At 35.2% G+C, this 2,881-nt stretch carries 2 protein-coding genes and 1 pseudogene; all 3 read right to left on the bottom strand.

Annotation, left to right across the window (positions count from 1 at the left end; genetic code table 11):
* A pseudogene (locus HMPREF3057_RS10360) lies at positions 1-257 on the bottom strand (hypothetical protein); the annotation flags it as partial.
* A 4-nt stretch (positions 258-261) separates the two neighbouring features.
* Complete coding sequence (locus tag HMPREF3057_RS09530; protein WP_049518890.1) at positions 262-2,439, bottom strand: hypothetical protein; 2,178 nt, start codon at positions 2,437-2,439, stop codon at positions 262-264.
* A gap of 4 nt (positions 2,440-2,443) precedes the next feature.
* Positions 2,444-2,809: a hypothetical protein gene (locus tag HMPREF3057_RS09525; RefSeq protein ID WP_042903179.1), complete on the bottom strand. Its 366-nt coding sequence runs from the start codon at positions 2,807-2,809 to the stop codon at positions 2,444-2,446.
* Between the last annotated feature and the right edge of the window lie 72 nt (positions 2,810-2,881).

The raw sequence follows: 2,881 nt of genomic DNA, 5'->3' as shown, positions 1-2,881 counted from the left end.
ATCACTTTCCGCTCGGTTGTATAAAGATAGGTACCATTCCCAAAAGAACCTCTACGCACTAAAACGAATTTTCGTTGATTCCCGAAAAAATATACGTTTTCTTTTACAGAATGGTATTCTTCAATGGAATACTCGACTTTTTCAGGTTCTTTAAATAATTGTTGGAATCCAACAGTACCTACTATAATGAAAGGGATAAGAATTAGGCTAGCTAACACAAATTGAAAAGCACGCTTATTTTTTAATATCTTCCTCATCGTATCAGTTTCCTCCTGCACCTACTCCATTTACATAACCTAAATAAGACCACTGTCGATAAGAATCTCGAGTGAAATAAGACGGATAATTTTCAGATGATTGAGGTTTATTAATAGCTGTTTCCGCATCCTTGAGTCCATTATACAACTTCTCAAAACCAATCCACTCTAGGCTGCGATTAGGATTGGGTTTCCCTCTCAAAAGAGCCTTCATATCCGCATCGTAATCACCACTTAATTCACTACGATCAATTGCTTCATCAAACTTGTTCAATACATCATATGGGTCCTGTCCATTACTAATGGCCGTCTCTGCAATGTAAGTTCGCAGACCATTTTTCTTTAGATCTTGTTGCTTCAGATAGGCTTCTACATCGTAGCTAGGACTGATATATTGAGAATTACTCTTAGATTGATCATCATTTGTGAAAGAAGTTCCGCCATATTGCCAAAATTCGGCCTCACTACTTTTCTTCAGATTTTTAATTTCTTTTTCGTAATTTTCACTTTTTTCAAAATAATCATAAATATTTTTTGCAATTTTTGTCAAGCCTTTAGCTTTATTACTATACTTGTGTTCCGGAATTTGATCTAATAAAACTGGTGAAGAAATCGCCTCCGCGCCATTGATAACCTTTTTAATATCCTTATCTGAACTCATACCAGCCTCAACAATCCCAATCATGACACCTGCAGGCGCATATAACTTACCAAGGTCTTTAACTGTATTTAGAACCGTTGAAGCAAAGAGCTTCGACTTTTCTGCATTCAAATCTTTGATCTTGTCACTGTTCTCTTGAATATTTAGTGCTGTTTTTTCATCAATGATTTCAGACTTAACATTTGTAGAAACAAAAGTTCTATTTAAAACTGTGAAAGAAAAGCCTTTCCCATCACTCCCTTTTGTTAATTTAAAACTACCTTCTTTAAATGAATGATTAGTGGAAAAAATTTGACTTTCGAAACCACCATTCGGTTTTGGAACTTGAAGACTTGTCTTCCCTTTCCCCATATCATTCATAGCAGTATACATAAAAAGACTGTTTAGTTTTTCATACCACTCTACTTTATTATTCAATGCCAAAACTGCTGCACGAACTTCGGCGCTATTTTTTCGATTGAAATACTCAGTATAAGCCTCTTTAGGAGATCCTGGTGGAGGAAACTCTGGCATCAGAGTATCCACCTGTACTTTATAACTGTTTCCTGTCGCTTCAGCTGCCGCAGACAACCTCAATGCATAGTCTTTTACGCTTTCTTTATCTCGTTGAGTTAAGGCTGCCATAAAAATTGATAGGTTAGGGACACTCCCATCTTCTTCAGCATGATGAACTTCATACATCAAACGCTCAACAATTATCTGCCCTACTCCTAGGCTAGAATCCTTTGTATTCACATTTGCTAAATCTGTAAAGAATGCTCTTTTATCAGTATAATCAGCCTCACTCAAAATTACTGTCATAATCTTTGCATCTGATTTGCTTTGTATCGCATCAAGATAATAAATCTTATCTGGAGTAAGAGTTTTGTTTTTAATAGAATCCATTACAACTTTGGGCGTAACCGCAATCTTTGCTTGAGCGACCTCAATATTATTTTTCAAATCCATTAGCCCAGAAAGTACGTCAAATAAGGTTGTGTTAAATGTATCATGAGCACTTTGAATTGTATTATGAGTTGCTTGACGACTATCTTTTGCACTTGTCAAACTTCCTTCCGCTGCTGTTTTTGTTGCTTCTAAGCTCTCATTTTCTATCCCAAGAGCTGTAGTTGCAGTATCCAGTAAAGATTGAAGATTTTTTATGGTATCTTTCACGGCATATAATTGACTATCTTCTCCTTCGCCAGTTAATTTAGTCCCTACCTCTTGCGTACCAGTTTCACTAGTCCAGGCCTCCTTATCAAACCCAGCATCACTAATGCTATTTTCAAAGTGTGAAATACTCCCTGAGAAATGCCTTATATACTGAGGAAATGTGTGAAATACTTGATTTTGTAAAGAATTTAAACGCTCAAAAAAGGCTGTCAGCGCAAGTGCTTCATCAGTATTATTCCCTGTCTTAGTATTAAATTGTCGTTCTGTTTCCTCAGATGCTGACTCAACATTTTTAGAAAACTCCTGAATTGCTTTTGCATACCGTTCTATTGCTGGTAAATCATATACTTTAATAACTTCACTCATATTTTCACTCCTTCGTAGCTAACAAGTCAATGCCTAAAAGGAACTTTCTTATTGCCAAATCACTCTTTTCTTCTTCTAATTCTTGAATTTTCTTAGAGACTTTTTCGGAAACATTATCAATTTTTGTATTAAAGTCTCGTTTAAGATTCTTCAAAAGTTCTTGCTCTGAAGTAGTTTGCTCTGAATATTTCTTTCCAGCTAGATTATAACCGCTTTTGATATTTTCATCACTTACCAATACATAACTAATCGTTGTCGGAAATGATGTTAAAGATTTTTTTATTTCAACAAATTTATCAATCTCTGTCGTTAAAGATGATATAGATTGATTTATTTCATTAATTTCTGCTTGTATCTCTGCTCTTCCCATTTCTTCCCTTTCTATACCATTAATACTTTCATTTTACTTGCTAACCCATCGGAAACATAGTAGTGTTCTTGT

The sequence above is a fragment of the Streptococcus sp. HMSC072D05 genome, assembly GCF_001815805.1.
Lineage (GTDB): Bacteria > Bacillota > Bacilli > Lactobacillales > Streptococcaceae > Streptococcus.
The sequence above is the reverse complement of the archived record's forward strand: the minus strand, read 5'-3'. Positions and strand labels throughout refer to the sequence as shown.